The following is a 22,511-nucleotide window of genomic DNA, read 5'->3' on the forward strand; positions in this document are numbered from 1 at the left end:
ACGCGTGATGGCCGCCCGGAAAGCATTAAAACAGGTCGTTCAGAATGACGCCGACGCCGACCCTGGTCTGACGATGGTTATAGTCAATCAATGATTCACCATAGCCGCTAAAGACTTGCGTATAGAAACGGACATGTTCGGTAATCGGGTAGCTCCAGCCTGCCTGCGCGCCGCCGAAACCGCTGTTCCAGTTGTAGTTGCCCTGGAGGCTGAAGACGCTTTCGCCCAGCTGATAGCCGACCGTCATGCGATAATACCCCATGTACTTAGTGATATCAGGGTTATCGTCATCATTTTCACCTTCCGGAAGGCGATACCAGGGTTTGGCTTCCACCATCCAGTTGCCGTTCTGCGCCATCAGGCGAGCGTAAACGCGGTTCCAGCTGCGGGAGGTCGGCTCCGAGCGGCCGTTGGACTGGTGGTTCAGGCCCAGCTCCACATCGCGCAACGTCCAGCCGGCGAAGCTGTAGTCGGTGGCCCAGCCCAGGAAAATCTGCGGCTGATAATCCGTTTCACGGAACGGCGACGAGGCGCCACGGTTAGAGAGCTGCCACCAGGAGGACTGAGTATAAGAGGCGGCAAGCACCGAGTTGTCACCTAAAATGCCCCGCCAGAGAGGAAAGGCCAGGCTCAGCTGGAATTTTACCTCATCGTGCTTCGCCTTATTCGACCAGTTATAGGAATCAATCGCCTCTTTGTTGATGTTGCTGGTATCGGTGTACAGCAGATAGTTGCTTTCATAAGGAAAAAGCACAAAAGGGTTGTCATGCTTTTCCAGAAGATTAGCAATAATACTGCCACGCACCGCGGGCTGGTCATGCACCTCTGTGACCTGAGCCTCTTGCGCCAGGGTCAGACAGGGAAAAAGGAGCGCTGCAGCCAGCGGGCCTTTCAGCATCGACATAAGATTCTCCAGAACTGATAAGGGTGATGGATAAAAAGCACGCCATTCTACACAGAATTGCTGGTCGGCATTAGTGCTGTTTTTGTAAAGTAAACGACCCGTTAACAACGGATAAAAATAGTCAATCTGATAAGCGACTTACGTTGTAAAGGAATTTTGCTATGACTTCATCTGCGCCGCTCGATCGGCAGGCCGCTCGCCGCCTGATTGGCGACATCTTTGTTTATGATATGCCGTTTAACCGCACGCTTGGCCTCACGCTGGATCGGCTGGAGCCGGATTATGCGGAGCTGAGCTTCGCAAACCAGCCGCAGCTGGTGGGCAACATCGCACAAAAGATTCTGCACGGCGGCGTGATTGCGGCCGTACTGGACGTGGCGGCCGGTCTGGTCTGCGTCAGCAGCTCGCTGACCCGCCAGGAAACCATTACGGAAGAAGAGCTGCGGCAGCGCCTGTCGCGCATGGGCACTATCGATCTGCGGGTCGACTACCTGCGGCCCGGCCGGGGCGAACGCTTTATCGCGACCAGTAGCCTGCTGCGCGGCGGCAATAAGGTCGCGGTGGCACGGGTTGAGCTGCATAATGACGCTGGTCTTTATATTGCCAGCACTACGGCAACCTATCTTGTAGGTTGATTTCCCAACATTAACGGAGTGATGTTACATGGATGCGCAGCAAACTCGTCAGGGCATTTTTTATGCCCTCGGCGCTTATTTTATCTGGGGCATAGCACCTGCCTATTTCAAGCTTCTTCAGCAGGTCGCACCGGGCGAAATCATCACCCATCGGGTGATCTGGTCGTTCTTTTTTATGCTGCTGTTGCTGAGCGTCAGCCGCAGCTGGGGCAACGTAAAAGCGATTTTTAAAACGCCGAAGAAGGTGCTGCTGCTGGCGGTTTCCGCCACGCTGGTGTGCAGCAACTGGCTGATCTTTATCTGGGCGGTGAATAACCAGCATATTCTCGAAGCCAGCCTGGGCTATTTTATCAACCCGCTGTTAAACGTGCTGGTAGGGATGCTGTTTCTGGGCGAACGCTTCCGGCGTCTGCAATGGCTGGCGGTGGCGCTGGCCGTCTGCGGCGTGATTATCCAACTCTGGAAATTTGGGTCGGTGCCGGTCATTGCGCTGGGTCTGGCGGTGACCTTTTCGCTGTACGGCCTGATGCGCAAAAAAATCGCCGTCGACGCGCAGACCGGTATGATGATTGAAACCAGCTGGCTGTTGCCCTTCGCCGCTATTTATCTTTTCGGCATTGCGGACAGCAGCACCAGCCATCTGACGCAGAATCCCTCGTCGTTAAACCTGCTGCTGATCGCTGCTGGCGTGATAACCACCGTGCCGCTGATGCTGTTTACCGCCGCCTGCACGCGCCTGCGCCTCTCTACCGTTGGGTTTTTCCAGTATCTTGGCCCAACGCTGATGTTCCTGCTGGCGGTGATCTTTTACGGCGAGAAAATGACGCCGGATAAAGTGGTGACGTTCAGCTTTATCTGGGCGGCGCTGGCCTTATTTATTTTCGATGCGCTTATAACGTTGAAACGCAGGCGGCCCGCCGAGGTCTGACCGTTAATTGCTTTCCCCGGTTGCGGCCTGGCCGGGGAAAGTAACACTTAAGTAAAAACTTTATAACCTGACGTACCCATCGTAAATCAGTGCAAATCTTTTGGCACAGTACGTCAGGATAATGCCAGAATAGACGCGTGTTTAACTACTGAGGACAATATTCACTCCACCAGGATGAGAAGCAATAGCGTGGATGAGTTGTAAATCTATGGACAGTTTGTTCATTTCCCTGATACTTCCTGCATTTTCCCCCCTCCGGCTTGCCTGCCGTCCCGTCGCTGACCAGCACTGGCGTTTCGCGCTGTAGCGCACTCTCTACGGATTTTCTGCCGCGCATCGATTGCGCTAATTATTTCTGTTTCCGGAGAGAGAAAATGTTTTATTGGTTATTATTGGCGCTTGCCATCGTTTTTGAAATTGTTGGCACGCTGGCCATGAAATGGGCCAGCCTTAACGGCCACGTTGCCGGTTATTTTTTTATGCTGGCAATGATCGCCCTTTCTTATATTACTTTGTGTTTCGCCGTTAAAAAAATTGCGCTGGGCGTGGCCTATGCTATTTGGGAAGGCGTCGGCGTGCTGTGTATTACGCTGTTCAGCGTCATGCTGTTTGACGAGGCGCTGCCCCTGATGAAAGTGGCCGGACTGGCGACGCTGGTGACCGGTATTGCCCTGGTGAAGTCGGGGACGATAAGCCGCAAGGAGGCCAGCCATGCTGCCGCTTAACGGGACGCATATTGCCTGGCTGGCGCTCGCCGTGGTGCTGGAAATTTTAGCCAATATTTTTCTTAAATATTCGAACGGCTTTCGCCGCCCGCTGTATGGCCTGTCGTCGATTGTTGCCGTGCTGGCGGCCTTTAGCGCGCTGGCGCAGGCAGTTAAAGGTATCGATCTGTCGGTAGCCTATGCGCTGTGGGGAGGCTTCGGCATCGTCGCTACGGCGACGGCGGGCTGGATACTGTTCGGTCAGCGTCTGAACCGTCGCGGCTGGTTCGGCCTGCTCGTACTGCTGGTCGGCATGGTGTTGATCAAGCTTGCCTGAGAGTGGAGAGCGTCCTCGAACGCTCTCTTATCGTCTGCTACAGCCAGTTTTTACGCTTGAAATAGGCGTAAGGCGCCAGGCCCGCCAGGATCATCAGGCAGATAGCGCCCGGATAGCCGAAGCTCCACTTCAGCTCCGGCATAAACTCAAAGTTCATGCCGTAGCTGGAAGCCACCAGCGTTGGCGGCAGAAACACGACCGATACCACCGAGAAGATTTTGATAATGCGGTTCTGCTCGATATTGATAAAGCCCATCGCCGCCTGCATCAGGAAGTTGACCTTCTGGAACAGCGATTCGTTATGCGGCAGCAGCGATTCGATATCGCGCAGGATCTCGCGCGCCTGCTCCAGCTGATTGCCCGGCAGACGCGCCTTGCGCACCAGGAAGTTTAACGCGCGCTGGGTATCCATCAGGCACAGGCGCACCTTCCAGCCAATATCTTCCAGCTCGGCCAGCGTGGAGAGCGCGGCATCGAACTCATCGCCCTGCTGGCCTTCCATAATCACGCGGCTGAGCTTTTCCAGATCGCTGTAAATGTTTTCGATTTCGTCCGCCAGCTGTTCGATTTTGGTTTCAAACAGATCCAGCAGCAGCTCATACGCGTTGCCGTCGGTCAGAACCTGGTTACGCGCGCGCATACGATAAAGACGGAACGCGGGCAGTTCGCGCTCGCGCAGCGTATAGAGGCGGCCGTCGCGGATGGTAAAGGCTACGGTGGAGTTGCCCGCGTGATCTTCTGCATCTTCGTAGAAGAAAAAGGAGTGGATATGCAGACCGTCTTCATCTTCAAAAAAGCGTGCGGAGGCCTCGATATCTTCCAGCTCGGGACGGGTCGCCAGGCTTTGGCCCAGCTCGTTCTGCACGCGATCGCGCTCATTTTCTTCTGGTTCGATCAGATCGACCCAGACCGAACTGGACAGTTCGTCCGTGGTTTCTTCCAGCTCCAGGCGGGCAAGGCGGCTTTGATCAAGTTTAAATGCGCTCAGCATAGCTGTACTCCCAATTCGTCATAGCGTGGGACGCGCCTGAACACGGGGAATCTGACTCAGAGCGAAGCGGGATGCGGGTCGCCAACAACCACGAAGGCTATCGGCAGAGGAGGATAGCCTTAGGAGTTGTACCTGTTTTCCAGGTCAATGAGCCAGTATCTACTGGGTGTGTCCAAGGCGAATGTCCTCTGAGGGTGATAGTGCGCGCATGTTACGCTGTGCTGAAAATGGCGTCAACAGCCAGCCGGGAGAAACGAAGCGGCAGGCACGGGCATCCCCGCCGACTGCCTGAGAAAGCGCGCGGGCGACGTTGAAGCAGTGAAGGGGAAAACCGTAAAGGCGGCGCGGGGTTAGGCGCGCCGCAGCGGGATCAAACCGTTTCTAACTTCGCGTAGGCGGCCACCAGCCATTTGATGCCCTGGCCCTGGAAAGCAACCTGTAACCGGCTGTGATCGCCGCTGCCTTCCAGATTGACGATGGTCCCCTCGCCGAATTTAGCGTGGCGCACGCGCTGGCCGAGCGCAAAGCCGCTGTCGTTTTGCGTAACTGGCGTGCCCATTCGCTGATGGTTGACCGGACGGCTGACGCTGGCGCGCAGGCGCACTTCCTCCACGCACTCTTCCGGCAGCTCGCCGACAAAACGCGATGGCCGGTGATACACCTCTTTCCCATACAGCCGACGCGTTTCCGCATAGGTCAGCGTCAGCTTCTGCATGGCGCGCGTGACGCCCACATAGGCCAGGCGACGCTCTTCCTCCAGCCTGCCGCCCTCTTCCAGCGACATCTGGCTTGGGAACATGCCTTCTTCCATCCCTACGATAAAGACCTGGCGGAACTCCAGGCCTTTGGCCGCGTGCATGGTCATCAACTGCACCGCATCCTGCCATTTATCCGCCTGACCTTCGCCCGCTTCCAGCGCCGCGTGGGAAAGAAAAGCCTGTAGCGGCATCAGGTCTTCGTCTTCATCCTGATAGCTGTACTGCCGCGTGGCGTTGACCAGTTCCTCAAGGTTTTCGATACGCGCCTGGCCCTTTTCGCCTTTTTCCTGCTCGTACATCAGCCACAGGCCGGAATCTTTGATCACCCGGTCGGTCTGCACGTGCAGCGGCATTTCGCTGGTTTCCTGCGCCAGCGAGTCCACCAGTTCGGTAAAGCGTTGCAGCGCCGAGGCGGCACGACCGGCCAGCGCTTTCTCCTGAAGCAGAACGCGGGCGGTCTGCCACAGCGTCAGCTGGCGCTCACGCGCCGTTTGCCGCACCACGTCCAGCGTGCGGTCGCCAATGCCGCGAGTCGGCGTATTGACCACGCGCTCGAAAGCGGCGTCGTCGTTACGGTTGGCGATCAGCCGTAGATAGGCCAGCGAGTCTTTGATTTCCTGACGCTCGAAGAAGCGCATTCCGCCGTAGATGCGGTAAGGCATACTGGTTTGCAGCAGCGCTTCTTCCAGCACGCGCGACTGGGCGTTGCTGCGATAGAGAATGGCGCAGTCGTTCAGCGCGCCGCCGTTTTCCATCCACACCTTGATGCGGTTCACCACGAAGCGGGCTTCATCCAGCTCGTTGAACGCACAGTAAATAGAGATCGGCTCGCCGTCGCTGCCGTCCGTCCACAGCTCTTTCCCCAGACGACCGTTATTGTTGGCGATCAGGGCGTTGGCCGCCTTCAGAATATTGTTGGTGGAGCGGTAGTTCTGCTCCAGACGGATGGTCTGCGCGCCATGAAAATCGTTAAGGAAGCGCTGGATGTTCTCAACCTGCGCGCCGCGCCAGCCGTAGATCGACTGATCGTCGTCGCCTACGATGATCACTTTTCCGCTGTCGCCCGCCAGCATCCGGATCCAGGCATACTGGATATTGTTGGTATCCTGAAATTCGTCCACCAGGATATTGGTGAAGCGCTCGCGGTAGTGGTTAAGGATATGCGGTTTATTCAGCCACAGCTCGTGCGCGCGCAGCAGCAGCTCGGCGAAATCCACCAGCCCGGCGCGATCGCAGGCTTCCTGGTAGGCCTGATAGATGCGCAGCCACGTCTGCTCAACGGGATTGCCGTAGCTCTCAATATGCTTTGGCCGCAGCCCTTCATCTTTTTTGCCGTTGATGTACCACATGGCCTGGCGGGCGGGCCACTGCTTCTCATCCAGATTCATCGCTTTGATCAGGCGTTTTAATAAGCGCATCTGATCTTCGCTGTCGAGGATTTGAAAATCCTGCGGCAGGTTGGCGTCCAGGTGGTGCGCGCGCAGCAGGCGGTGCGCCAGGCCGTGGAAGGTGCCGATCCACATGCCGCCCTGGCTGGTGCCGATCAGCTGCTCAATGCGGTGGCGCATCTCGGCGGCGGCCTTATTGGTAAAGGTCACGGCCATGATGGAGTAAGGCGAACAGTTTTCAACCCCCAGCAGCCAGGCGATGCGGTGAACCAGCACGCGAGTCTTGCCGCTGCCCGCCCCCGCAAGCACCAGCAAATTGCTGCGCGGCGCGGCTACGGCCTCGCGTTGTTTGTCATTCAAGCCGTCGAGAAGGTCAGAAACGTCCATAAGCACCGTCAGGTTAGGGGAAGCTGTTGCTCCACTGGATATTTAACCAGCGTATTATAACAACGCGGTCAGGGATGCCAACTGCGAAATTTCCAGCGTGGGCAGCAGGCGGCTGTCGCTGGCCTGCATCAGGTTGTGATGATGCAGGTTGATCCAGCACGCCTGCATCCCGCAGCGCACCGCGCCAGCCACGTCCGTCGTGAGATCGTCGCCCACGTGCAGAATACTGTGTAAAGGCAGGTTAAGCTTTTCTGCCGCCAGGTGATACATATCGTGATAAGGCTTGGCGCGGCCGTGCGGCCCGGCTCGCAGAATAAATTTAAAGTATTTATCCAGCCCGAACAGGTGCGGCTCAGCGTTGCCGTTGGTGATCGCCACCAGCGGGATTTTCGCCGCCAGTGCGGCCAGCGTGCTGTGCGTTTCGGCCGGCACCTCGATCTGGCTGCGCCAGTGGGCGAAATGCGCCATCACCGCGCGCGAGCCTTTTTCCGCTTCCGAAGCGTCAAGGCCGCTATTCAGCATTGCCAGCTCCACCGCGCGGCGACGCCATTCGCTGACGTCGTGATAAATGTCCGGCTCCTGCTCAAGCAGACTGTCACGCAGCTGCTGATACTGTAAGGGACTGAACTCGTTCAGCGCCGGATGATAGGCCTGCAAAAACGCGTGGGTTTCTTTAGCGGTGCGGCTGATTACCGGCCGATTGTCGTACAGCGTATCGTCCAGATCGAAGGTCATGGCCGCGATCGGCCGCAGCGAACGGTAAAAATGCATCAGGTTTTTCCTCGTTTGGCACGGGGATGCGCGGCATCGTAAACCGAGGCCAGATGTTGAAAATCAAGGTGGGTATAGATTTGGGTCGTGGTGAGATTGGCGTGGCCCAGCAGCTCCTGTACCGCGCGCAAATCGCCGCTCGACTCCAGCATATGCGTCGCAAAGGAGTGACGCAGCTTGTGCGGATGAATATGGCTGGACAGCCCCTGCTTCACGCCCCACTCCGCAAAACGCTTTTGCACATTGCGGGTGGAAATGCGCTTGCCCTGTTTTGACAGAAACAGCGCGTTATCGGATGGCGCGAACAGCTCGCGCAGCGCCAGCCAGCGCTCCGTCCATTCCACCGCCATGCGGCCAATCGGCAGACGACGCTCTTTGCTGCCCTTGCCGGAAACCCATACTTCGCCGGAAGCCAGATCGAGATGGGAAATATCGATGCCGACCAGTTCAGAAAGGCGCAGCCCGGCGCCGTACATGACTTCCAGCATGGCGCGATCGCGCACCGCCAGCGGATCGTTCAGATCGATATCCAGCAGGCGGTTAACCTCGTCCACATCGATATTTTTCGGCAGATGCCGGGAAGCGCGCGGCGTGGCGACGCCCTTGGCCGGGTTGGCTTTCAGCTTGCCCTGGCTGATTTGCCAGTCCAGAAAGCTGCGCAGCGCGGAAAGGCGTAGCGCCAGGCTCGCGGGCTTAAGGCCGCCACGGCGGCTGCGTGCGGCCAGCGCGCGTACCTGGGCGGCGTCCAGCTTCTCCCAGGCGGCAAGCTTCATCTCATCCAGCAGGATAATACAGGCGCTCAGCTGCCGCTCGTAGCTAATCTGCGTGAGCGGGCTGAGCTGGCGCTCGACTTTCAGGTAGCGCAGGAAGCCCTCTACGGCTGGCTGTAGAGGAGACGCGTTCATGCCCTTTCCACCCAGCGCTGCAGCAGTTCCGGCAGCATATGCGAGAGGTGCTGCAACAGCACCGTGCCCATGCCGGACTGATAGTGCTGGCTGTCGCGGCTGCTGAAGATCAGCACGCCCAGCTCGCCGCGCTCGCCCAGCAGCGACATCGCCACCGAGCCGACCGCTTTGGCCTGCGGCAGCAGCAGCAGCAGTTCCGGGCCGTTAAGGCTGCCCAGATAGTGCTGCTGCTTGCCCAGCCGCTGAATACGTACCGGCTCGAACGCCTGCCGCGACAGCGCCAGCTGCGTGAAGTCGGACGGCGCGCCAATCCGCCACTTTTCGCTGAACAGCCGCACGTTGGCGCCCGCCAGCCCCAGCTCGCGCGCCCAGCGATGCAGGCGGTTGAGCATCTCGTGCAGGCTGTCGGCCGCCGCCAGCCGCGTCTGCAAGGTCAGCAGCTGTTCGAACAGCCGATGATTGGCGCTGGCCTGCTCCATCAGCAGCGTTATTTCCTCTTCCAGCTGCGCAATCTGGTGACGCTGGCGGCTGAGCTGCCACTCCACCAGCGAAACCGTGCCGCGTACCGGATGCGGCACAATCATTTGCTCGACCTGGCGAGCGTTGCGGATAAAGAAATCCGGGTTTTGCAGCAGGTAATCGCTCACCGCGCGATCGTCCAACAGGATATCGCTGGCGGCCTCGCTGACATGTTTCATAGATGAATAAATCCGTCGTAAACGTGAGTGGCCGGGCCGGTCATATAGAGCGGATGTCCCGGCCCTTTCCAGGCGATATGCAGGCTGCCGCCGGGCAGATCGACGCGAACCTTTTCCGCCAGCAGGGTTTGCTGAATGCCGACCGCTACCGCCGCACAGGCGCCGCTGCCGCACGCCTGCGTTTCGCCCGCGCCGCGCTCGTAGACGCGCAGGCGGATATGCTCGCGGCTGACCACTTCCATAAAGCCGACGTTAACGCGTTCGGGAAAACGCTCGTGGCTTTCCAGCACCGGCCCTAAGCTTTCCACTCGCGCCGTTTTCACGCTGTCGACCTGTAATACGCAGTGCGGATTGCCCATCGATACCACGCCGCACATCACCGTTTGCTCCGCCGCGCGCATCAGATAGAGGCTTTCCGCCTTGTTAGCGCGAAAAGGCACCTGCTGCGGCTCAAAATTTGGCTCGCCCATGTTGACGCACACCAGCTCATCCGGCGTGACGCTCAGCACCATGCGCCCGGTCTGCGTGCTGACGCGGATCTCGCTTTTATTGGTCAGCCCTTTCAGACGCACAAAGCGGGCGAAGCAGCGCGCGCCGTTGCCGCACTGTGCCACTTCACTGCCGTCGGCGTTGAAAATGCGGTAGTGAAAATCCAGGTCGGGATCGTAAGGCGGTTCCACGATCAGCAGCTGATCGAAGCCGATCCCCAGATGCCGATCCGCCAGTCGCCGGATCAGTTCAGGAGAAAAATAGACGTTTTGCGTCACGGCATCGACCACCATAAAGTCATTGCCCAGACCGTGCATTTTGGAGAACTGCATGTTTGGCTCCAGCGAGTGCGTCATGAGTTACTGAGCCGATTGCTGTTCCGCATCGGTAGTCGTTGACTGCTGCTGCGCGCCGGACGCCGTACCGCTGGCGGTTTTTGGCGGTGTCGTCGCGCCGGCGTTTTTTGGCGGCTGCTCCTGCTTTGGAAAATAGAGAGGGCCTTTCAGTCCGCATCCCGCCAGGCTGACCACGGCCAGCGCCAGCGCCATCCGGCAAATCATCTTCTTCATGCTTGTTCTGCTCATCATTGCTGCCTGTTGGTAGACTATCATCGCAGGTGAAGTGCTAAAAGCAACAGGAAAAAGGCGAAGGTTGCAGAAAGGAAAGCGGTAAAAGGCACGGCATCCTGTTTGCCGTGCCGGGCAAAAAGCAGCGGCGGCGATGGGCTACAAAAAGTCTTCGCGCTGTGGCGTAAAGAGATCGATCAGCACGCCGCTTTCCAGGCAGACGCATCCATGCGGTATATTCGGCTGCTTATATAAGCTGTCGCCCGCTCTCACCTCGCGCTGTTCCTTACCGATAGTGAACAGAAAGACGCCGGAACGCACCCAGGTTAGCTGTTCATGAGGATGGCTGTGCATCGGGCCAATCGCGCCCTGCTCAAAACTGACCTCCACGCACATCAGCTTGCCGCCGTGCGCCAGCACGCGACGGGCGACGCCTTCACCCGCTCTTTCCTGCCGTGAATCTTTATAAAAGAAAAACATGCGTGTTCTCCTTACAATAAAATTGGCCGCTATTCTGCTCCGGCAGCGGCAATTTTCCAGGCAACGCAAAACCAACTGTGACGGCTATCATGCCGATTTGTACAAAAGCGCAAACGGATGAGTTGGGATGGCGTAATAGTTATTCCCGCCGCGAGGCGGGTTAATTTTTTACCATTTTGTGATGGGCGGCAATTACAGGGCGGGCAGCCTGGCTGAAGATGACGATTTATTTGCAAACGACGCCCGCGATAAGGATATAAAGCCATGACGATTACGCTTCCACGCGAGACGCATTTCCGCCATCCCGATGAAAAAGTTATTTTTCATTTCTGGCGGCCGGAAAAGAGCCTGTGTCAGGAGCACCGGCATGAGTATTGCGAACTGTTTCTGGTGGAAAAAGGCAGCGGCATCCACGTTATTAATGAAAAACCCTACTTATTAACCGCAGGCACATTGTGTTATCTCAACCGTCACGATTATCACCTTTTCGAAGAGATGAAAAATATCAGGCAGGTGAATTTACTTTATCTGGCTCCCGATCGTTTTAACGTGCTAAAAAATATTGAGCACTTATTGATTCAGCCGGGTGAAAGCCGCGTCTGGCAGATAAATATACGGGTAATAAAGCAGATCATGGCCAGATTAATGGCGCATTCGGCCACAAAGTACGAAAACAAGCTGCTTGGCGAAAGCCATAAGGAAGCTATTTTTCTGGAAACGCTGCATACGCTGAACCAGTGGCGCTATAAAACCCAGGATTTCGCCTCCAGCGACGATCGCATCAGCCAGATTATTATCTGGCTGAATAGTCATCTGGCCGAGCCGCTGGATATGGAGCGCCTCTGCCAGACGTTTGCGATTTCCCGCCGCACGCTGCAACGGGGGTTTGTCGACTATACGGGTGTCTCGCCGCAGCAATATCTGACCACCACCAGGCTGCTCCAGGCAAGATATCACCTGCAATACAATGATATGACCATCTCCGAAGCGGGAAAGCGGGTCGGCTTTAACGAGGTCAGCTATTTTTCCCGTCTGTTTCGCAAGCAGTTTGGCCTGTCGCCCGGCCAGTGCCGTTAAGCCCAAAGCAGTTAGCCCTGCGCTTCGACCAGTTCCAGCCTGCCCGGCGCCACCGTCGCCGGATAAGGTTCGTCGCGGCAGATCGGCAGCGCCTCCCAGCGCAGCCAGTAGCGATGCTGCGGGCTATAGTCGCTGTTTTGCGCCGCCAGCAGCTGCACCTCGGCCTGCGGATGCAGCTGCTGGCGCGGCCGCAACAGCGTTTCCGGCAGCGTTACGCGGGCGGGGAGCGTTGCCGTCACGGTTAAGGATGCTTCATCAATCAGCCAGCGCCCTGCGCCGCTCCATAGCGAACGCCACGCCACTTCCAGCTGGCCTTCGGCGGTCACGCGCGGCGGCTGCAAAACAAGATTCGGCGGAATAGAACCAGGCCCGTTGAAGTCCCAGCGAAAACGCCACTGGCTGAGCTGGCTTCTCTGCCAGTTTCCCGTGCCGTCCGGCCTGGCGAGATAAGCCTGCGAGCAGCCGTTCTGGTCGTAGCGGTGATAAATCAGCAGCGGCCTTCCCTGACTGTCAAAGCCGATTTCCTGCACCATATTAATCAGCCCTTCGCCAACCCCGGCGCTGTCAACAATTTCGCCTCGTTCCCGCGAGATGGGCAGCGTCAGGTGCTGTCCGGCAGAGGTTTCCCAGCGTTGCAGGTCGCGGCTTCGCGCATAGGATAAATTGTTGTTGGTTTCACAGTGCGGGGTTTCGCGCCACATCCAGACCAGATGCCACCAGCCATCCGGCCCGGCTACCGGCGGCCGCGCGTAGCCGTTGCGTAAGCCTTCGCCGTCCAGCAGCGGCGTGTCCAACAGGCGCGACCACTGCCGCCGCACCGTATCATATACGTTATAGATATCGTCGCCGTTGCCGCTACAGCCGTCGCGATAGCGGAACAGTAAACGTCCCTGCGCGTCTTTAAAAAACAGCGGATAAGTCGTGCGCGCTTCACGTGCGCCGGTCATCGCTCTGACCACGCGCAGCGAATAAATATCCAGCGGGCGTTCGGAGCGAAAATAGATCAGCGGATCGACATGCATATTGCCGGAAAGGTGCAGGTAGCCTTCGCTGTCTACGGCCATCGTCAGGTAGTTATGTGAATCGTAATCGGTGACGTTGGCGTCACGGTTGCGTGACGCCAGCCAGAAGCCTTCCGGCTGAAAAGTTTCCCATGTCGCTACGCCTGCACGACGGCATCCCACGGTGATGCGATGCGCGGCGTCGTACCAGGCGGCAAATAGCGTCCCCTCATGATGCAGCAGGCAATAGAGCACGTTAAAATCTGCGCAGGCCTCACCCACGGCAGAGACATGAACCTCTGTACTCATCTTTCATTCTCCTTGATTATTTTTACGGCGCAGGAAATAAACGGCCAGCACGATGGCACCGGCGGGATGAAGCATCGCGCCGATATAGATCGGTACGGCATAGCCAAAGGCATCAATAATGGTGCCGACAAAGCCGTTGAAGAGAATGGCGCTGATGCCGCCGAGCGCGCTCATGATACCGATAGCGGTAGCGATGGCCGCGCGCGGCACCAGCCCGCCCATCATGATGGTCACCATGCTCAGCCAGGCGGTGCACATAAAATTAATCACGGTCATAATGCCTACCGCCAGCCAGATGTTTTGTACCGTGGGCAGTAAAAAAATCAGCGGCGCCAGACAGGTTACCGTCCAGATCAGATTCAGCCGCGCCCGGGTTGGCTCGACGCCGCGCGCCACCAGCCGATCGGAGATCCGGCACACCAGCAGCACGCCAAACACCGCCGCCAGCGGCGGAAACCACATCAGCTCGCCGACGCGTGCCAGGCTCAGCCCCAGCTTTTCCTGCATAAAGCCGATCTGCCAGTATTGATAAAAGAACCAGAAAGGATCGGTCAGCAGCCGCGCGATAATCAGCGTCCAGACGGGCGCGGAAGCCAGCACCAATTTATAGCGTTGCAGCGTGGAGACGCGGTCGTCCTCTTTTTCCGGCAGCGGCTCCGCCGACGTCGGCTGGCGACGGCTGGCCAGAAACCACAGCAGGCCGACCACGATGCCCGCCGCGGCCGGAATAAAGAATGCCCAGCGCCAGCCGCCCGCCAGCGTGACCCAGGCAATAAAAGGCGGCGCAACGATCAGGCCCAGCGACTGAATAATATTGGTCAGCTGAAAAGCGAAAGCGCGCTGCTCCGCTCTAAACCAGGTAAATATCGCCAGCGTCAAGGCGGGCACGACGCCGGACTCCGCTATGCCAAGAATAAAGCGGCCAATCAGCATCCCGGTCAGCGAATGCGCCAGGCCGGTGATCAGCGTGGCTATCGACATTAGCAGCATTAAAAAGGTCAGCACGCAGCGGCTGCCGAATTTATCCACCAGCGCGCCCGAGAAAAAATACATCACGATATAGGGCAGCATAAAAGCGGTAATCAGCAGCGAATACTCTTTATTGCCCACGCCCATTTCATGCATCAGCGTGGTTTTAAGAATGGAAACGATTTGCCGATCAAAAGAGAAGAAAAACAGAATGCAGCCGAGCAAGAGCAGAAGCAGAGAAATAAAAAGGCCGAACTTATTTCCTTCCCTGGTGAGTAATGCCTGTCCTTTTTCCATATATCCCTCGCGGTAATGCCTTTAAATGAGAATACGGCGCGAGTATAAAATGGATGATATCGGGCAAGAGCGCGGGATGATTTACTCTGTGAATAGCATCATGGCGATTTGTACTTCAGCGCCAGAACGGCGGAAGAAATGGCATTTGCCCGCAGATGGCGGGCAGTATCAATGCATCTGATAACGCGGCGTGTAGTCGCTGGGATCGTTGTCTGAATCGGTCGCGCACAGCTGCGTCAGCGTCTGGCTGCGGAAAGGGATAACCTGAAAACGATCGTCCACCTGCACAATCTGATAGAACTGCGGCAGGTTAAAGTTGATAAAGCTGGAGCCGTAGGTAAAGCGATCGTGCGAGGAGGAGTAGAAGCGGCTGACGTCGCGTACCAGCTCCTCTTTGCTGCCCTCGCAGTGATGATAGATCTCCACCCGATTGGTCTCATCCAGGATGTAGATATTAAAGCCGCGATCGTCTTTCGTATCCTCAAAGAAAAACTGGATGATGCCTTCGCTGGCGTAGCCGTTGACTACCGACGGCAGCCGCGTCTGATCGGTTTCCACCTTGATCGACAGGCCGTGCAGCTTGTTGTTGGAGATGGCGCCATAAAACTCCACGGCGTTTTCCAGCTTTTGCACCGAGACGCTCAGCCGCTCAAAGAACAGTCCCCAGGTTTGTCCGGCCACGCGCACGGCTTTAAACCGACCGGGTTCCTGGCGCGTGCTGGAGAGGCGCAGCTCGATACACTCCGACACCAGCTGCTGCACGCGAGTGCGGATCAGGCCGCGCAGATGCTGGCTGTAACAAAAGACCTCGACGTTATCCGGCGGCGCCGCATCCTGATGCATTTTACCCAGGATGGTTTTCAGCGCCTCGATCATCGCCTGCTCGCCGTTGAAATGCAGCGTACGGACTTCATTCCACGAGTTGCGGTAAAGCAGATCGATGCTGCCGATCAGGCACTGCTGCTGCTGCCCAAAGCTGAACACGTCCAGCTTGCGGAAGTCAAAATGCACCACCTGATTGCGGAAGGCCGCCGTAGGATCGTGTTCCAGGTTAACGATGATTGCCAGATGGCGGATCTCGCACGGGCTGTAAAGCGCCTTTGCCGTCGGCGCGGGCAGCCGCAGCGGGAAATGGTGCGACACGTCCGTCACCAGCTCCTGTAACCTGGCCAGATCGCAAATCTCATTGCCTTTAATATGCAGTCGCGTTTTGCTGGTCAGCAGGCCGTTGAACCACGCCCACGCCACCAGCTTGTTCAGGTAGCGGTTATATTCCAGCGGCTGATGGCTGATGATGGACTGCATATCCGGCGACTGATTATAAAGATACCAGCCGGCGCGGTTGGCGCGGCCGTGCGGCACGTGAATAAAGGTCAGATGCGGCTCGGAAAGATCGGGCGAAATCTGTGGATTGACCAGCGTCACCTTGCCCGGCAGCGCCTCGAAAGCGGCGTAGAGTTTGCGCGTCAGCACGCCGATATCCTGCGGGCTGGCGCTGACGCTCAGATTATTGCGGCGGGCAAAGCGGATCAGGTTGCGGTAGCTCTGCATCATCGCGTCCAGCAGCTCGTTGTGCGCTTCACGTACGCGGCCGATTTTCCACTCGGCGCGGCTGTCCAGCATTGTGAGCCGCTCTTTGTCCCAGCCCCATTCACTGACCAGCTGGCTGAGAATTTCGCGCCGCCAGCCCGGATCGCTGTCGACGGAAAGTTTTTCGCGCACCTTCAGATAGAAGCAGCGGCGTACCAAATCCAGACGCGCATGATCGTCAATGCTGGTGAGATAGTGCGTGACGCGTTCCAGCATCATGCAGTAGGGATCCAGACCATAAGAGACGATTTCGCCGTCGTGCAGGCGCTGTTTGATATCCATCGCCAGCAGCCGGGTGCCCGGATACTCCCAGGAGTAGGCTTCCAGCAGCAGCGTCTTCAGCACCGCCTTATAGGGCGAGTCGATGCTTTTATAGAGCTGCCACAGGCTCGCGCCGAAATACTCCTCGGCGGAAAGCGTGCTCAGACCGCCCAAATCAAGCCACTCGTTCGGGGTCAGCACGCCTTTTTGATACAGCGACATCACGTAGTCGTCGTAATGCTCTTCTTCTTCGCCCGGCACCATATTCCACAGAATGCGTTTGCCGGCCATGCGTACCGCGGTGCGATAGAATTCGTCCAGCAGCAGGATATGCTGCGTGGAACCGCAGTCTTCGCCGCCCAGGCTGCCGCTTTCGTTATGACGGAAGCGGTTTTCGTCGATCAGAAAGAAGCTGGCATCGACGCCCATACCGGCGCACCATTTTTGCAGCAGCGTGCATTTCTTTTGCAGCGCCAGCCGCTCTTCGTTATCCAGCCAGGATTGATGGCAGACCCAGATATCCAGGTCGGAAGTGGCGTTCTGGCCGACGGAAGAAGTGCTGCCCATGGAGTAAACGCCGGTGATCGGCATCTCGCCCTGCGGCGTCAGCGCGGCGAGGGATCCAGATTTGCCTTCTAAATCATAAAGATAATTTTTTTGGCTTTCATCAGGCGTGTAGAAGCTGATGCCATGTGGAACGTTACCTGCAAGGTAACCCGGCATCAACGGATGATGATAATGTAATAAGGTCGGCAGCAGACTGTAAACCTGTTGAAAAGCAGGTCCCATGGCCGCCAGCGCGCGATCGACGCGTAGCTGGTTGATGGCATCCAGTCTCTGTTTCAGTGTCTCAATGTAGAGGTACAAGACGTCTCGCCTGATTATCCCAGTGCCTGCAAAAAACCCCGTTCCCGACATCCGCCGCTTGCTTTAAAAATAGTCGTGCGAATAATTGCTGGAAACGTGATCAATCTAACACCTGGTCGGTTGACCGTAAAGAAAGTTGCGCTACCAAACAGTTTAGCACGTTTTACCATCACCCCGACCGAAAAAGCCCGCATACCGCCCGCGCCTGCCGTTTCAGGCGGCGGAAACTGTCAGCCTTCCCGTATCAATGATAGGATAATCAGTGAACGATAAAAACGGTAACCAGCATGTCAGACAAAATTTTAAGAATAGCTACCCGCCAGAGTCCACTTGCGCTGTGGCAGGCGCACTATGTTCAGCAGCGCCTGATGGCCTGTCATCCGGGGCTGAGCGTTGAGCTGGTGCCCATGGTCACCAAAGGCGACATCATTTTAGATACGCCGCTGGCCAAGGTCGGCGGCAAGGGCCTGTTCGTGAAAGAGCTGGAACAGGCGCTGCTGGACGGCCGTGCAGATATTGCCGTTCACTCCATGAAGGATGTGCCGGTCGAGTTTCCCCAGGGCCTGGGGCTGGTCACGATTTGCGAGCGCGAAGATCCGCTGGACGCCTTTGTTTCCCATCGCTTTGATTCCGTGGACGCGCTGCCTCAGGGCGCGGTGGTCGGCACCAGCAGCCTGCGCCGCCAGTGTCAGCTGAGCGCGCGCCGTCCGGATCTGGTTATCCGCTCGCTGCGCGGGAACGTCGGCACCCGCTTAAGCAAGCTGGATGCGGGCGAATACGACGCCATTATCCTTGCTGTCGCCGGACTGAAGCGTCTGGGCATGGGCGATCGTATTCGCCATGCCATGCCTGCGGAAGAGTCGCTGCCTGCGGTCGGCCAGGGCGCGGTCGGGATCGAATGCCGTCTTGACGACGCGCAGACCATTACGCTGCTCGCCGCGCTGAATGATGAAGACACCGCGGTGCGCGTCAAGGCCGAGCGGGCGATGAATACCCGGCTGGAAGGCGGCTGTCAGGTGCCGATCGGCAGCTTTGCCGAGCTGGAAGGCGACGAGCTGTGGCTGCGCGGCCTGGTCGGCTCGCCGGACGGGCGCGCTATGATCCGTGGCGAGCGCCGTGGCCCGCGCGAAGACGCCGAAAAGATGGGCATCTCGCTGGCGGAAGAGCTGCTGAATAATGGCGCGCGCGAAATTCTGGCGGAAGTGTATAAAGGAAATCCGCCCAGATGAGCATCCTGGTAACCCGTCCGACACCGGCGGCCGAAGAGTTGGTCAGCCGTTTACGTACCGCTGGCCGGGTTGCCTGGGCGATGCCGCTGATTGAATTTACGCCGGGCACCGGTCTGGACGATCTCCCGAACCAGCTGACGTCGTTGCAAAGCGGCGATCTGGTTTTTCTTCTGTCGCAGCATGCGATCCATTACGCTCATCCCGCCTTAGTGCGAGCCGGCGTGTCGTGGCCCGCTTCACTGCACTACTATGCTATAGGCCGCACTACCGCGCTCGCCTTGCATACCGTCAGCGGACACGATGTCGTCTGGCCGCACGAGCGCGAAACCAGTGAGATCTTAATCCAGCTTCCTGCCTTACAGCAGGTAGCCGGCAAACGCGCGCTGATCCTGCGCGGCAACGGCGGGCGGGAATTACTGGCGGAAACCTTGCAACAGCGCGGCGCTGATGTACAGTTTGTTGAATGCTATCAACGCTGTGCGAAAATTTATCAGGGCGCCATTGAAGGCCGCCGCTGGCGTGACCGGCAGGTGGATACGCTGGTGGTTACCAGCGGCGAAATGCTACAGCAGCTTTATTCGCTGTTCCCGGAGATCGATCGCGAGGAATGGCTTCTGCACTGTCGGCTGATTGTCGTCAGTGAACGCCTGGCTACCCGTGCCGCAGAACTGGGCTGGCGCGATATCAGGGTGGCCGAGGGTGCCGATAACGACGCCTTACTGCGCGCGTTACAATAAACTTAAATATGGGATGTGCCACAATGACGGAACAAAAAGAGTCCTCTGCCATGGTTGAAGCAACCACCCCGGAGGAAGCGACCTTAACGCCAAAGCAACAGCCCGACCGTAAGCCGCGCAATGCCGGTACGGCGCTGGCCGTGCTGGCGATTGCGATTGCGCTGGCTACGGGCGCAGGCCTCTATTTCCACGCCCGCACTCAGGCTCAGCAGCAGGCCGCGACCAACCAGGCGCTGGCTGACCAGCTTGCCAGTTTGCAGCAGGACGCCGCTGGCGAAAAACAGAATCTGGTGCGTCAGCTGGCCACGCAGAGCAGCGCGCTGGATACCGCACGCGCTCAGCAGGCGGCCACGAGCAAGCAGCTGGAAGAGCTGAAAGAGAAAGTGGCGACTATCTCCGGCAATGACGCACACACCTGGCTGCTGGCGCAGGCGGATTACCTGGTCAAGCTGGCCGGGCGCAAACTGTGGAGCGATCAGGATGTGACCACGGCCGCCGCGCTGCTGAAAAGCGCCGATGCCAGCCTGGCCGATATGAACGATCCCAGCCTGATCGACGCGCGTCGCGCGTTAACCCAGGATATCAGTTCGCTCTCCGCCGTCAGTCAGGTCGACTACGACGGCATTATCCTCAAGCTGAACCAGCTCTCCAACGGCGTGGATAATCTGCGCCTGGCCGATAACGACAGCGACGACGCGCCGATGGACGCCGACAGCGGTGAGCTTTCCTCTTCGCTACGCGAGTGGCGACAGAACCTGGTGAAAAGCTGGCATAACTTTATGGATGATTTCATCACCATCCGCCGCCGCGACACCACCGCTGAGCCGCTGCTGGCCCCTAATCAGGATATTTACCTGCGGGAAAACATCCGTTCGCGCCTGCTGATTGCCGCTCAGGCCGTACCGCGTCATCAGGATCAGGTTTATAAGCAGTCTATTGATACGGTTTCTGCCTGGGTACGTGCCTGGTTCGACACTAACGATGCGGCGACTAAAGCCTTCCTGAGCCAGCTGGACGAGCTGAGCCAGCAGAGCGTGTCGATGGACGTGCCGGATACGCTGCAAAGCCAGCCGATGCTGGATAAGCTGATGCAAACGCGCGTGCGCAACCTGCTGGCCCAGCCGGGTGTCCAACAGCAGCAGGGAGAATGAGCATGCTTAAAGTACTGATTATTTTTGTCTTGCTGATGGTCGGCGTCGTGCTTGGCCCGATGCTGGCGGGCCATCAGGGTTACGTGCTGATCCAGACCGACAACTGGAATATTGAAACCAGCGTCACAGGGCTGGCGATCGTGCTGATCCTTTCGCTGCTGGTGATCCTGTTCGTCGAGTGGATCCTGCGCCGTTTATTCCGCACCGGCGCCAAAACCCGCGGCTGGTTTAAGGGACGCAAGCGCAGCCGGGCGCGTAAGCAGACTAACGCCGCGCTGATCAAACTGGCGGAAGGCGATCATCGTCAGGTTGAAAAGCTGCTGTCGCGCAATGCGGATCACGCTGAACAGCCGATGGTTAACTATTTGCTGGCGGCGGAAGCCGCTCAGCAGCGTAACGATGAGGCGCGCGCTAATCAGCATCTGGAACGCGCTACCGAGCTGGCCGGCAACGATCAGCTGCCGGTGGAAATTACGCGCGTGCGTTTACAGCTGGCGCGTAATGAAGATCATGCTGCGCGTAACGGCGTTGATCGCCTGCTGGAGGTCGCGCCTCGCCATCCGGAAGTGCTGCGTCTGGCCGAGCAGGCCTACGTTCGCACCGGCGCATGGAGCGCCTTGCTGGATATCCTGCCCGCTATGGAAAAAGCGCACGTTGCCGATGAAACGCACCGTCTGGCGCTACAGCAGCAGGCCTGGCTGGGCCTGATGAATCAGGCGATGGCCGATCAGGGCAGCGAAGGCCTGAAGCGCTGGTGGCATGGCCAGAGTCGTAAAACGCGTCAGGAAACGGCATTGCAGGTGGCAATGGCGGATCATCTGATCGTTTGTGACGATCATGACAGCGCGCAGACCATCGTGCTGGACGGCCTGAAGCGCGGTTACGATGAGCGACTGGTGCTGCTGATGCCGCGCCTGAAAACCGGCAATCCTGAACAGCTTGAAAAAGCGCTCCGCCAGCAGATCAAGCAGCACGGCGCTACGCCGCTGCTGCACAGTACGCTGGGTCAGCTGTTGATGAAGCACGGCGAGTGGGAGCAGGCGAGCGAAGCTTTCCGTGAGGCGCTGAAGCAGCGTCCTGACGCGTTTGACTACGCCTGGCTGGCCGACACGCTGGATCGTCAGCACAAGCCGGAAGAAGCCGCGCAAATGCGTCGCGACGGTTTGCTGCTAACGCTGAAAAACAATCCCTGATCCAGGCTGGATTAACGAGCCGGGCGCCCTGCCCGGCTTTTTTTTACCTGTAGCCCGATAAAAAAACACCCGCCGATTTGGCGGGTGTAAATAAACAGGCCGAAAGACCGGCTGGTACCTGACTCAACGTTTTGCCCTGAACCTCCGTTAAGGCCTGACGGCGATAGCGGCAGATGGACAACAGGTACCCTAATGGCTCTGCATCATTCCCGGGTTTATGAAGCTTACGCGAACATAAGAGATGGAATGAGCATTCTACAGGGGGATTGTAGCATATACCGTGCCAGGTCTTCAGCTACGCCTGTGAACAATGCTTATTTTTATTAAATTCAGCCTGTTATCCTGAAAATATTCTTATATTACTTTTCAGGGGCCGTCGCTAAAAAACAACAGAGGCCGTTTACAGCGTCGTCAGTCAGCGACAGCTTATGTACAGGCGGGTAAACCTTTTAAATAACAATGAGATGAATGTCGTCTTTCAGAGACAAAGCAGAGAAGCCCTCGCCGGAAGCGCTGTTTACTGTAAAACGCACGAAAGCCGGGACGTTATGAAGGCGGGAAGCAACGTTGTCTCGCTGCGCTCGGCGCAAACCTCCTTCGGAGCTTCTCATCCTCTGGAAGCTACAGAGACAAAAAAGCCAGCTCGAGAGCTGGCTTTTTCTTAAAGTGGTCGGCGAGAGAGGATTCGAACCTCCGACCCACTGGTCCCAAACCAGTTGCGCTACCAAGCTGCGCTACTCGCCGAATACTGCTTTTACTGCGGCTTAAATCGCTTTAAGCGAAAACCCTGCCTCGGCAAGGTTTCAGGAATATGGTCGGCGAGAGAGGATTCGAACCTCCGACCCACTGGTCCCAAACCAGTTGCGCTACCAAGCTGCGCTACTCGCCG

At 57.7% G+C, this 22,511-nt stretch carries 22 protein-coding genes and 2 tRNA genes; 9 read left to right on the top strand and 15 right to left on the bottom strand.

Translation table 11 applies throughout. The annotated features are described in order from the left end of the window. Positions 1–25 precede the first annotated feature (25 nt). Complete coding sequence (gene pldA / locus AB3U87_RS19920) at positions 26–904, bottom strand: phospholipase A (protein ID WP_253457259.1); 879 nt, start codon at positions 902–904, stop codon at positions 26–28. A gap of 161 nt (positions 905–1,065) precedes the next feature. Here pldA and AB3U87_RS19925 point away from each other — a divergent pair, with 161 nt between their 5' ends. The 4 genes from AB3U87_RS19925 to mdtI all read left to right on the top strand — a co-directional run bounded on the left by AB3U87_RS19925 (position 1,066) and on the right by mdtI (position 3,508). Then, the gene (locus AB3U87_RS19925) at positions 1,066–1,539 is read left to right on the top strand and encodes a thioesterase family protein (RefSeq protein WP_125290702.1); all 474 of its coding nucleotides are present in this window, start codon (positions 1,066–1,068) and stop codon (positions 1,537–1,539) included. Between the two features lie 28 nt (positions 1,540–1,567). Next, positions 1,568–2,467, top strand: a complete 900-nt coding sequence (gene rarD / locus AB3U87_RS19930) for an EamA family transporter RarD (RefSeq protein WP_253457257.1) — start codon at positions 1,568–1,570, stop codon at positions 2,465–2,467. 374 nt (positions 2,468–2,841) lie between these two features. Continuing rightward, complete coding sequence (gene mdtJ / locus AB3U87_RS19935; RefSeq protein ID WP_394150239.1) at positions 2,842–3,192, top strand: multidrug/spermidine efflux SMR transporter subunit MdtJ; 351 nt, start codon at positions 2,842–2,844, stop codon at positions 3,190–3,192. Then, positions 3,179–3,508, top strand: coding sequence for a multidrug/spermidine efflux SMR transporter subunit MdtI (mdtI, locus tag AB3U87_RS19940; protein WP_301731022.1), 330 nt, complete (start codon positions 3,179–3,181; stop codon positions 3,506–3,508). Before mdtJ ends, mdtI begins: the two co-directional genes overlap by 14 nt. A 37-nt stretch (positions 3,509–3,545) precedes the next feature. Here the strand turns inward: mdtI and corA are convergent, their stop codons facing one another. From corA to AB3U87_RS19985, 9 genes are all read right to left on the bottom strand, one after another. After that, entirely contained in the window at positions 3,546–4,499 is a 954-nt protein-coding gene (gene corA, locus AB3U87_RS19945; protein ID WP_253457251.1) for a magnesium/cobalt transporter CorA, read from the bottom strand. A gap of 119 nt (positions 4,500–4,618) precedes the next feature. Continuing rightward, positions 4,619–4,675, bottom strand: coding sequence for a YsgD/CorL family protein (gene ysgD, locus AB3U87_RS19950; protein ID WP_367317867.1), 57 nt, complete (start codon positions 4,673–4,675; stop codon positions 4,619–4,621). Positions 4,676–4,869: 194 nt separating this feature from the next. After that, a complete protein-coding gene (gene uvrD / locus AB3U87_RS19955; RefSeq protein ID WP_253457248.1) occupies positions 4,870–7,032 on the bottom strand; it encodes a DNA helicase II in 2,163 nt (720 codons plus the stop codon). A 54-nt stretch (positions 7,033–7,086) separates the two neighbouring features. Then, positions 7,087–7,803 (bottom strand): 5-amino-6-(5-phospho-D-ribitylamino)uracil phosphatase YigB, encoded by a 717-nt coding sequence (gene yigB, locus AB3U87_RS19960; RefSeq protein WP_253457245.1) that lies wholly within the window; start codon positions 7,801–7,803, stop codon positions 7,087–7,089. Beyond that, entirely contained in the window at positions 7,803–8,708 is a 906-nt protein-coding gene (xerC, locus tag AB3U87_RS19965; protein WP_253457242.1) for a tyrosine recombinase XerC, read from the bottom strand. The genes yigB and xerC overlap by 1 nt, the downstream gene beginning before the upstream one ends. Next, the gene (locus tag AB3U87_RS19970; protein ID WP_253457239.1) at positions 8,705–9,406 is read right to left on the bottom strand and encodes a DUF484 domain-containing protein; all 702 of its coding nucleotides are present in this window, start codon (positions 9,404–9,406) and stop codon (positions 8,705–8,707) included. Before AB3U87_RS19970 ends, xerC begins: the two co-directional genes overlap by 4 nt. After that, positions 9,403–10,227, bottom strand: coding sequence for a diaminopimelate epimerase (gene dapF / locus AB3U87_RS19975; protein ID WP_253457236.1), 825 nt, complete (start codon positions 10,225–10,227; stop codon positions 9,403–9,405). The genes AB3U87_RS19970 and dapF overlap by 4 nt, the downstream gene beginning before the upstream one ends. 27 nt (positions 10,228–10,254) lie before the next feature. Beyond that, positions 10,255–10,464 carry an LPS translocon maturation chaperone LptM gene (lptM, locus tag AB3U87_RS19980; RefSeq protein WP_253461191.1) on the bottom strand — a complete coding sequence of 70 codons (210 nt, stop codon included), beginning with the start codon at positions 10,462–10,464 and terminating at the stop codon, positions 10,255–10,257. Positions 10,465–10,620: 156 nt separating this feature from the next. Beyond that, positions 10,621–10,941: a cupin domain-containing protein gene (locus AB3U87_RS19985; protein ID WP_301253042.1), complete on the bottom strand. Its 321-nt coding sequence runs from the start codon at positions 10,939–10,941 to the stop codon at positions 10,621–10,623. Between the two features lie 264 nt (positions 10,942–11,205). Here AB3U87_RS19985 and AB3U87_RS19990 point away from each other — a divergent pair, with 264 nt between their 5' ends. Next, positions 11,206–12,018: a helix-turn-helix domain-containing protein gene (locus tag AB3U87_RS19990; protein WP_394150244.1), complete on the top strand. Its 813-nt coding sequence runs from the start codon at positions 11,206–11,208 to the stop codon at positions 12,016–12,018. Positions 12,019–12,029: 11 nt separating this feature from the next. On the opposite strand, the gene AB3U87_RS19995 is transcribed toward AB3U87_RS19990, so the two are convergent. The 3 genes from AB3U87_RS19995 to AB3U87_RS20005 form a co-directional block, all read right to left on the bottom strand. Continuing rightward, complete coding sequence (locus tag AB3U87_RS19995) at positions 12,030–13,328, bottom strand: BNR repeat-containing protein (protein WP_394150246.1); 1,299 nt, start codon at positions 13,326–13,328, stop codon at positions 12,030–12,032. A gap of 3 nt (positions 13,329–13,331) precedes the next feature. Beyond that, on the bottom strand, positions 13,332–14,594 hold the full coding sequence (locus tag AB3U87_RS20000; protein ID WP_253457226.1) for an MFS transporter: 1,263 nt from the start codon (positions 14,592–14,594) through the stop codon (positions 13,332–13,334). Between the two features lie 168 nt (positions 14,595–14,762). Next, positions 14,763–17,312, bottom strand: a complete 2,550-nt coding sequence (locus AB3U87_RS20005; protein ID WP_253457223.1) for a class I adenylate cyclase — start codon at positions 17,310–17,312, stop codon at positions 14,763–14,765. Positions 17,313–17,599: 287 nt separating this feature from the next. Here AB3U87_RS20005 and hemC point away from each other — a divergent pair, with 287 nt between their 5' ends. The 4 genes from hemC to hemY are packed head-to-tail and all read left to right on the top strand — an operon-like array spanning position 17,600 to position 21,622. Continuing rightward, complete coding sequence (gene hemC, locus AB3U87_RS20010) at positions 17,600–18,541, top strand: hydroxymethylbilane synthase (protein WP_125290718.1); 942 nt, start codon at positions 17,600–17,602, stop codon at positions 18,539–18,541. Next, positions 18,538–19,278 (top strand): uroporphyrinogen-III synthase, encoded by a 741-nt coding sequence (gene hemD, locus AB3U87_RS20015; protein ID WP_253457220.1) that lies wholly within the window; start codon positions 18,538–18,540, stop codon positions 19,276–19,278. The genes hemC and hemD overlap by 4 nt, the downstream gene beginning before the upstream one ends. 23 nt (positions 19,279–19,301) lie before the next feature. Next, positions 19,302–20,429 carry a uroporphyrinogen-III C-methyltransferase gene (gene hemX / locus AB3U87_RS20020; RefSeq protein ID WP_394150249.1) on the top strand — a complete coding sequence of 376 codons (1,128 nt, stop codon included), beginning with the start codon at positions 19,302–19,304 and terminating at the stop codon, positions 20,427–20,429. A gap of 2 nt (positions 20,430–20,431) precedes the next feature. Further along, a complete protein-coding gene (gene hemY / locus AB3U87_RS20025; RefSeq protein WP_394150251.1) occupies positions 20,432–21,622 on the top strand; it encodes a protoheme IX biogenesis protein HemY in 1,191 nt (396 codons plus the stop codon). A gap of 667 nt (positions 21,623–22,289) precedes the next feature. Here the strand turns inward: hemY and AB3U87_RS20030 are convergent. Beyond that, positions 22,290–22,366 (bottom strand) — tRNA-Pro (locus tag AB3U87_RS20030). Positions 22,367–22,434: 68 nt separating this feature from the next. After that, positions 22,435–22,511, bottom strand: a tRNA-Pro gene (locus AB3U87_RS20035).

The sequence above is a fragment of the Erwinia plantamica genome, assembly GCF_043420595.1.
GTDB classification, from domain to species: Bacteria; Pseudomonadota; Gammaproteobacteria; order Enterobacterales; family Enterobacteriaceae; genus Erwinia; species Erwinia aeris.

Excerpts from the sequence above, each read along its gene's own strand:
- pldA (WP_253457259.1), bottom strand. The coding sequence starts at position 904 with ATGTCGATGCTGAAAGGCCCGCTGGCTGCAGCGCTCCTTTTTCCCTGT.
- AB3U87_RS19925 (WP_125290702.1), top strand. The coding sequence starts at position 1,066 with ATGACTTCATCTGCGCCGCTCGATCGGCAGGCCGCTCGCCGCCTGATT.
- rarD (WP_253457257.1), top strand. The coding sequence starts at position 1,568 with ATGGATGCGCAGCAAACTCGTCAGGGCATTTTTTATGCCCTCGGCGCT.
- mdtJ (WP_394150239.1), top strand. The coding sequence starts at position 2,842 with ATGTTTTATTGGTTATTATTGGCGCTTGCCATCGTTTTTGAAATTGTT.
- mdtI (WP_301731022.1), top strand. The coding sequence starts at position 3,179 with ATGCTGCCGCTTAACGGGACGCATATTGCCTGGCTGGCGCTCGCCGTG.
- corA (WP_253457251.1), bottom strand. The coding sequence starts at position 4,499 with ATGCTGAGCGCATTTAAACTTGATCAAAGCCGCCTTGCCCGCCTGGAG.
- uvrD (WP_253457248.1), bottom strand. The coding sequence starts at position 7,032 with ATGGACGTTTCTGACCTTCTCGACGGCTTGAATGACAAACAACGCGAG.
- yigB (WP_253457245.1), bottom strand. The coding sequence starts at position 7,803 with ATGCATTTTTACCGTTCGCTGCGGCCGATCGCGGCCATGACCTTCGAT.
- xerC (WP_253457242.1), bottom strand. The coding sequence starts at position 8,708 with ATGAACGCGTCTCCTCTACAGCCAGCCGTAGAGGGCTTCCTGCGCTAC.
- AB3U87_RS19970 (WP_253457239.1), bottom strand. The coding sequence starts at position 9,406 with ATGAAACATGTCAGCGAGGCCGCCAGCGATATCCTGTTGGACGATCGC.
- dapF (WP_253457236.1), bottom strand. The coding sequence starts at position 10,227 with ATGCAGTTCTCCAAAATGCACGGTCTGGGCAATGACTTTATGGTGGTC.
- lptM (WP_253461191.1), bottom strand. The coding sequence starts at position 10,464 with ATGAAGAAGATGATTTGCCGGATGGCGCTGGCGCTGGCCGTGGTCAGC.
- AB3U87_RS19985 (WP_301253042.1), bottom strand. The coding sequence starts at position 10,941 with ATGTTTTTCTTTTATAAAGATTCACGGCAGGAAAGAGCGGGTGAAGGC.
- AB3U87_RS19990 (WP_394150244.1), top strand. The coding sequence starts at position 11,206 with ATGACGATTACGCTTCCACGCGAGACGCATTTCCGCCATCCCGATGAA.
- AB3U87_RS19995 (WP_394150246.1), bottom strand. The coding sequence starts at position 13,328 with ATGAGTACAGAGGTTCATGTCTCTGCCGTGGGTGAGGCCTGCGCAGAT.
- AB3U87_RS20000 (WP_253457226.1), bottom strand. The coding sequence starts at position 14,594 with ATGGAAAAAGGACAGGCATTACTCACCAGGGAAGGAAATAAGTTCGGC.
- hemC (WP_125290718.1), top strand. The coding sequence starts at position 17,600 with ATGTCAGACAAAATTTTAAGAATAGCTACCCGCCAGAGTCCACTTGCG.
- hemD (WP_253457220.1), top strand. The coding sequence starts at position 18,538 with ATGAGCATCCTGGTAACCCGTCCGACACCGGCGGCCGAAGAGTTGGTC.
- hemX (WP_394150249.1), top strand. The coding sequence starts at position 19,302 with ATGACGGAACAAAAAGAGTCCTCTGCCATGGTTGAAGCAACCACCCCG.
- hemY (WP_394150251.1), top strand. The coding sequence starts at position 20,432 with ATGCTTAAAGTACTGATTATTTTTGTCTTGCTGATGGTCGGCGTCGTG.